Annotated in this window: 6 protein-coding genes; 3 read left to right on the top strand and 3 right to left on the bottom strand. The window is 57.1% G+C overall.

Annotated elements, in window-relative coordinates; translation table 11 throughout:
- The 3 genes from JHD07_RS01790 to JHD07_RS01780 form a co-directional block, all read left to right on the top strand.
- Positions 1-760, top strand: a 760-nt coding sequence (locus JHD07_RS01790; RefSeq protein ID WP_291618370.1) for an SDR family oxidoreductase, incomplete at its 5' end; no start/stop codon positions are given.
- A 199-nt stretch (positions 761-959) separates the two neighbouring features.
- Positions 960-1,445 carry a PaaI family thioesterase gene (locus JHD07_RS01785; RefSeq protein WP_024343092.1) on the top strand — a complete coding sequence of 162 codons (486 nt, stop codon included), beginning with the start codon at positions 960-962 and terminating at the stop codon, positions 1,443-1,445.
- Positions 1,442-1,843, top strand: coding sequence for a PaaI family thioesterase (locus JHD07_RS01780; RefSeq protein ID WP_024343091.1), 402 nt, complete (start codon positions 1,442-1,444; stop codon positions 1,841-1,843). Before JHD07_RS01785 ends, JHD07_RS01780 begins: the two co-directional genes overlap by 4 nt.
- Before the next feature lie 142 nt (positions 1,844-1,985).
- On the opposite strand, the gene JHD07_RS01775 is transcribed toward JHD07_RS01780, so the two are convergent.
- The 3 genes from JHD07_RS01775 to JHD07_RS01765 all read right to left on the bottom strand — a co-directional run bounded on the left by JHD07_RS01775 (position 1,986) and on the right by JHD07_RS01765 (position 6,698).
- Entirely contained in the window at positions 1,986-3,539 is a 1,554-nt protein-coding gene (locus JHD07_RS01775; protein WP_024343090.1) for an AMP-binding protein, read from the bottom strand.
- A 190-nt stretch (positions 3,540-3,729) separates the two neighbouring features.
- On the bottom strand, positions 3,730-4,686 hold the full coding sequence (locus JHD07_RS01770; RefSeq protein WP_024343089.1) for a hydroxymethylglutaryl-CoA lyase: 957 nt from the start codon (positions 4,684-4,686) through the stop codon (positions 3,730-3,732).
- Positions 4,683-6,698, bottom strand: coding sequence for a biotin carboxylase N-terminal domain-containing protein (locus tag JHD07_RS01765; RefSeq protein WP_024343088.1), 2,016 nt, complete (start codon positions 6,696-6,698; stop codon positions 4,683-4,685). Before JHD07_RS01765 ends, JHD07_RS01770 begins: the two co-directional genes overlap by 4 nt.
- Between the last annotated feature and the right edge of the window lie 9 nt (positions 6,699-6,707).

The following is a 6,707-nucleotide window of genomic DNA, read 5'->3' as shown; positions in this document are numbered from 1 at the left end:
CGGCTCTGGCATGGGCCGCGCTACCGCGCTTGAAATGGCATTCTGTGGTGCAAAGCTCGTGCTTTTCGCCCGCCGCGAGGATCCGCTGCAGCAAACCGCCGAGATGATTCGTGCCCAGGGCGGCGAAGCATTGGTAATCTCAGGCGACATCCGAGATGAAGCAAGTGTTACTGCTGCGATGCGCCGGATTAAAGAGAATTACGGGCAGCTGGATGTCCTGGTCAACAACGCTGGTGGGCAATATGTTGCCGCCGCACGCGATATCACCAACAAGGGTTTTGAGGCCGTAGTGCGTAACAATCTAGTTGGATCATGGCAGATGACGCGCGCTGTCGCCGATCATTTCATGTTCGAACATGGCGGCTCCATCGTATTCGTGACGGCGGTCAGCCGCACCGCGTTGACCGGCTTTGCTCATACCGCCGCTGCACGCGCCGGCGTGACCGGACTGATGAAGACCCTCGCCGCCGAGTGGGCAAAATACGGCATTCGGCTAAATTGCGTAGCACCCGGCACTGTAAAGACGGAGGCGCTCGGTCGCTATCCGATCCCACCACAGAAATGGAATGAGTTTAACCGCTCGCCCGAGGATGTCGCTGGCGCGATTGTCTTTCTTGCGTCGAAGTTAGGTAACTTCATCACCGGCGAAGATTGGTACGTAGACGGCGGCGAAACCCTTCACCTAGCACACGATGCCCGTGACATGATCAACACCGAAATGTTTGCCAACCGTCAACGCGGAGATCGCCGACATGGCTGATTTCGTAACCGTTCCGCATCCGGAGTATTGCTTGCGCACCCTCGCATTTTGACGGCGCTCGAGCGGCCTACAGAGGAAAGCACTGAAATGGGTTGCTGTTGTCAAGACAACGCCGCTTCCCCTCGAAGAGTCAAAATCTCCATGAACTGAAAGAAACCGCGCTTATTTTTTTCAATAGTCATCAGCTAAGGTCGCACCGATGCTCCTCAAAGAACAGCAACGCTTTGAGCAAATCAGCACTCTCTGGATCACGAGAGCCAAGGGTTTCATTACCCACATGAACTTGCGGATTGAGGGGCACGGGCCTGACGGCGTAACCGTCCGGATGCCGTTCAATCCCGCTTTTTGTATCGACGAGCCACCAACTCTTCTCCATGGCGGAGTGCTGACTGCGCTGCTGGACAGTGTATTCGGGCTGGTCAATTTCATCGCGATCGACGACATCAGCACGATGGCCACGCTTGATCTGCGCGTGGATTATCTTCGACCGGCACAATCCCGCGCCGACGTGTTGGTCCGCGCCAAATGCTATCACCAGACCCGCCATATTGCCTTCAATTCCGGCGTTATCTGGTTCGATGATGACAAGGGCGACGAAGTCGCACGTGGCTGTGCTACCTTCGCTCTCACACGAGGCGAGAGAAATCTTTTCGATATCCAAACAACACCGCGGAAACCAGAATGACGCCCGAGGAAACGAACACGCTACTGATGAAGAGGCCCTTCTTCAGGTTCCTCGGCTTTACCATCGTGAACATTGAGGAGGGACACGTCGCTGCCCAAATGCCCTTTTCCGAAAGCTATATAGGTAATCCTGTCATGAACTACTATCATGGCGGCATCATTGCCAGTGTTATGGAGGCGGTGGCATCCGTCGCAGTTTGGCAAGATCTCAGGAATCGAAGTCTGAAGCCAATCAACCTTACGGTTGACTACCTGCGGCCCGCCATCGCAGAGCCGTTGAATGTGCGGGCGACGGTCTTACGAAAAGGGCGTCGGATGGCAAGCGTCGAAGCCGTGAGTTGGCAGGCGGAGCCGGAGATTTCTGTCGCCAAAGGGCTATTTCATTTTCTGCTCGCTTGAGAGCGCGATCGCTTATCGCCCGACAATAACGCAGGTGACAGACCTTGGCACTAACCGGCCTGCAAAGAACAAATACATTATCAAGTACGATACAAAGGCCTCGTAGTTCCGCCGAAAGCCTAGATCGTCATAGCAGTTCCGATCAGTCAGCGTTACGTGTTCGGCTGCCAGAAGCTTGATCCTTCAGCCGATCTTCGAGAACGTGACGCTGGACTTTGCCGCTGGTCGAACGCGGAAAATCATCGAACGCAATGAACCGGATCTCCCTTGGCCGTTTGTATCCGGCGAGGCGTTCGCTGCAGAGCCGCAAGATTTCATCGGCGGATATGTTTGCCTCGTCACAAGCGACGAACGCTACGGGCCTTTCTCCCCATTTTGGATCACTAGCCTTGACTACCGCCGCTTCCAAAACTGCTGGATGAGCCAGTAACACTCGCTCGATCTCGGCTGGGTAAACGTTTTCACCTCCGCTCTTGATCATGTATTTTACCCGGTCAACGAAATCCACACGTCCATCAGGAAGCCGCCGAAATGTATCGCCCATATGGAACATACCGCCTCTGAAATCTACAGCATTGGTTTCCGGCGCATTCCAATAGCCCGAAAAAAGCGTGGGTCCTCGGACCACCATTTCACCCGGCTCGCCATCAGGTACGTCGTTGTCAAGCGGATCGACCAGCCTGATCTCGCAGAATGAAGAAATGCGTTTGGCGAGATCGGTCGGCGTCACTCCGACCTCTATTACAGAACCGCTTGCTGGCGGAAGACCGGTCTCCGTTGCGCCGAAGGAATTCAGATAGGGAGCGTCAAGCAGGCGGGTCAATTCCGAAATTTGATGCCGCGGTACGAGATCCGCCATGGCGCCACAGATTTTGATGCCTTTGATGGGTGTTGGTCGCGCTTTTCGCTCTTCGATGAATGCGTCGACCACACCCGGCATCATCACCAGCCAACCAATCTTGTGCTGAGACAACGCCATATTGATCGCTTCCGGCTGGAAGCCGTTTATGATGACGACCGTACCACCCCGCATGAGTGTCGCCAGCATATGGTCGGTCGATGCCATATGAAACATGGGCGCCCAAGCAACGAACGCGTCACGTGGGTCCAGCATTAATTCAGCCGAAAAAGCCATCGCACGCGCCACATGTGCGCGATGGCTGACAAGTGCGCCCTTGGGCAGCCCCGTGGTTCCTGAGGTGAAAAGAATGGTCAGCCCCTCCTCATCACTTTCAAGCAACGTGCCGAGCCGAGAATCGAGGGCGGCCGACGAGCTCATTCGGCTCAACTCAGGGCCGACTTGGATTGTCGGCAGTTCCGACACGGCTGCAAACGTCGCATGTAATTCCGGCTCGACGACAGCCATCACCGGTTCCACCAGTTCGATGCAATGCTTGAGTTCAGCCGGCGAAAGTCGCCAGTTCAAGCAAGCAACGATGGCCCCGATTGCAGCTGCAGCCAGCTGCAGTTCGACGTAATCAGGACGGTTATGCGAAAGGATCGCGATACGGTCGCCAGGATTGACACCTCGGCCGAGCAGCGCGGAAGCAATCGCGTCGACCCTCTTCAGAAGGTCACCGTATGAAACGGTTAGCCCCTCATACTCGATCGCGGCACTGGATGGCTGTTTTCGTGCACAGGTTCTGAACAGGCCATAGACGTTGGCCTGACCCGCAGCCAGGAGTATTTCCGGCATCAATTCCTCCCTCGGTCACTCTAACCAAGTCGCATTCCTGCCGTTGTGATAGATCGCTCTGCGATTTGGCCGCCCTTTTCGAATTCGAACGCTAACACCGCCGTCGACGTACGGTTTGCAGCATATCTAAAATTGAGTTGCCGCAGCACCAGTTCCGTCGAGCAACTTAGCCATCTCGGTTTTTCCTCAACTAAACTTTACGGTACTTATCGAGTCCGCCGGAATGCATCACACGGCCCATTAGTGGTGAACCAATTATCTTTTCGGCATAAACGGAAGCGGCAATGAGCTTATCGAGATCGACGCCAGTCGCAATGCCCAGTTCATGGCACAAAAAAACTGCATCTTCGGTGCAGACATTCCCGGCCGCGCGCGCATGGCCGTGACCAGCAAACGGGCATCCGCCCAGTCCTGCGACGGAGCTCTCAAACATGTCAACGCCCATAGAAAGCGCCGCATAGATGTTGGCTATGCCGAGGCCCCTGGTGTCGTGCAGGTGCATGCCGATGCGCGCATCCGGCTTGATTTCCCTTATCGCCCCGATCATGCGCTTAACTGCCTCAGGATTGCCCCACCCCATCGTGTCGGCGACAACAAGGATCGGTAGCGGAATATTTTCTTCTGCGCAGAGATCCAGCACGAAACGGAAATCGTCTAAGACCCGGTCCTGCGGGATCGGTCCTTCGAAGTTGCATCCGAATGCGGTCATCACATATGCCGTGTCGACAGTGTAGCCCTCCTGCTTGTAGAGGTTGACCCATTCGCGCTGCTTCTCGCGCATCTCCATCGAGGAAGCATCGTTGTTCTTTCGCGAGAATGTGTCGGATGGATAGAACAATAGCCGCGGATCGATATCGACTTGAGGCGCTGCGAGCGCCTTGCGAAAGCCCTTGTCGTTCAGCCAGAGCGACGTGTATCTTACGCCATGCACCCGCCTAATGCGCTTGAACAGCTCGGCTGTATCGGCCATTTGGGGCACCTTTTGGGTGTTGACGAAGCTACCTACCTGAATCCGCTTCAGCCCGGTTTCGCTGAGCATATCGATCAGTTCGACCCGTTCTTCGATCGGGTAGATCTTTTTTTCGATCTGAAACCCCTCGCGGGGTCCCTCTTCTCTAAACTCGACGAATTTTGGAAAATCGCTCATGAACTCTCACTTTCTAAGGGAGTTATCTCGACGATTGGCTGCCCTCGGTCCACCATTGCGCCTCGCGAGATGGATATATTTTTCGCCACTCCCGAAACCATCGCCTTTATCGAGATCTCAAGCTTCATGGACTCCAGGATCGCCACAACCTCGCCGGCCGCTACTGAGGCCCCCTCGTCGATCAATACCTTCACAATTGTGCCGGTTAGAGGAGACACGAGAATGCGGTCCGCAGTGCTATCTACTTCAGCGAAAGCCAGCGATGTCGACGCTTGGTACAGCAGACGGCCGCCAGGCGTGTCGATTTCGATCGAATTGCCTCGGACGCGCGCTTCGATGGTAATCGTTTCGTCCTCATGCGTGATCTGCAAGCGGCCGGATCGAAGCTCAGTTGCGTTCAGCGCCAAGGGCATGCTGTCGTCGCTGTAGACAACAAAGAGGTTGTCATTTCCCACCGGGCTGACGCGCAGCTCTTTGCCGGATGTTCCCGGATGCGCGAGGATCACACGCTGGCCTGCCTCCTCCAGAGCGCCGCCAAGGCCGAGCCGCCAACCGGTAAACCTATCACGGTTGCGCCAAGGGTTGGCATCGCTGTCGGCGCGGCCACGGGTGACGAACAGAACGGCGGCCACCGCCTGCCACAGCCGCCCATCCGAGCGCTGCGGAGCGGCGGTTAGTGCATCGATGCAACTGTCGATCCAGCGGGTATGCACCTGCATTCGCGCAAAATCGGCGTCTCGGGTGAGTGCAGCAAGAAAGGTACGGTTCGTCTCGACCCCGTCCACAACCACGTGATCCAACGCTTGAGCCAGGCGCGCCAGCGCCGCATCCCGATCGGAATGATGCACGATGAGCTTTGCAATCATCGGATCATAGAAAGGGCTAACACTGTCGCCTGCCTCAACGCCACTATCAATCCTAAGACCGTCGGGCAGCGAAATCGCCGTGATCCGCCCTGTTGAAGGAGAAAACTGCATCCGCGGATCCTCGGCGTAGAGCCGAGCCTCCACAGCATGCCCCGTGCAGGTGATCTGATCTTGGGTCAGGCCCAAGCCTGCGCCCTCTGCGATGCGCAGCTGCAGCGCCACGAGGTCCAATCCGGTGACCGCTTCGGTTACCGGATGCTCGACCTGGATTCGGGGATTGACCTCCAGAAAAAAGTACTCTTCGCCTAGCACAAGAAACTCGACAGTGCCTAGCCCACGATAGTTCAGCGCCTCCGCAAGCCGGACCGCATCCTGGGCGATATGATCGAGAAGTGGCCGCGGGAGACCCCAGGCGGGAGCTTCCTCGATCACCTTCTGATGGCGGCGCTGTAGCGTGCAGTCGCGTTCGAAGAGGTGCACCACGTGGCCTGTGCCATCACCGGCGATTTGTATTTCGACATGGCGCGCCGCAGGCAGGAAGCGCTCGAGCAAAAGTCCCTCGGAGCCGAAAGCGGATTTCGCCTCGCGCTGCGCGCTCTCGATGTCGGCCTTCAGCGTAGCCTCATTGTCGATCAGCCTCTGACCGCGCCCACCGCCGCCCCCAACGGCCTTCAAAAGAGCCGGAAGCCCAACTTCTCGTACCGCCCGTGCGATTTGATCGGGGTCGGACATGACACCATGGCCTCCGGGAATGACCGGCACGCCGGCGGCTGTCGCGGCCTTTTTAGCACTGGCCTTGTCGCCGAACCGCTGTAGTGTCTCGGCGGTAGGGCCGACGAAGATCATACCGGCGGCCTCCACCGCACGAGCGAAGTCCGGATTTTCCGCGAGGAAGCCATAGCCGGGATGGATTGCGTCCGCTCCGGCTTGCCGAGCGGCCGCTATCACCGCGTCGATCCGCAGATAACTTTCGACAGCGGGTCCGCCTCCGATCCTGAGCGACCGACCGACTTCGCGCACATGCAACGCCTCGGCGTCAGCGTCAGAATGGACGCCGATCGGAACGATTCCGAGCGAGCGAGCCGTGCGTGCGATCCGGCATGCGATTTCGCCGCGGTTGGCAATGAGAAGAGACTTAATACGCATGGTGTCGCA

The sequence above is a fragment of the Bradyrhizobium sp. genome, from assembly GCF_016462955.1.
Classification (GTDB): Bacteria; Pseudomonadota; Alphaproteobacteria; order Rhizobiales; family Xanthobacteraceae; genus Bradyrhizobium.
The sequence above is the reverse complement of the archived record's forward strand: the minus strand, read 5'-3'. Positions and strand labels throughout refer to the sequence as shown.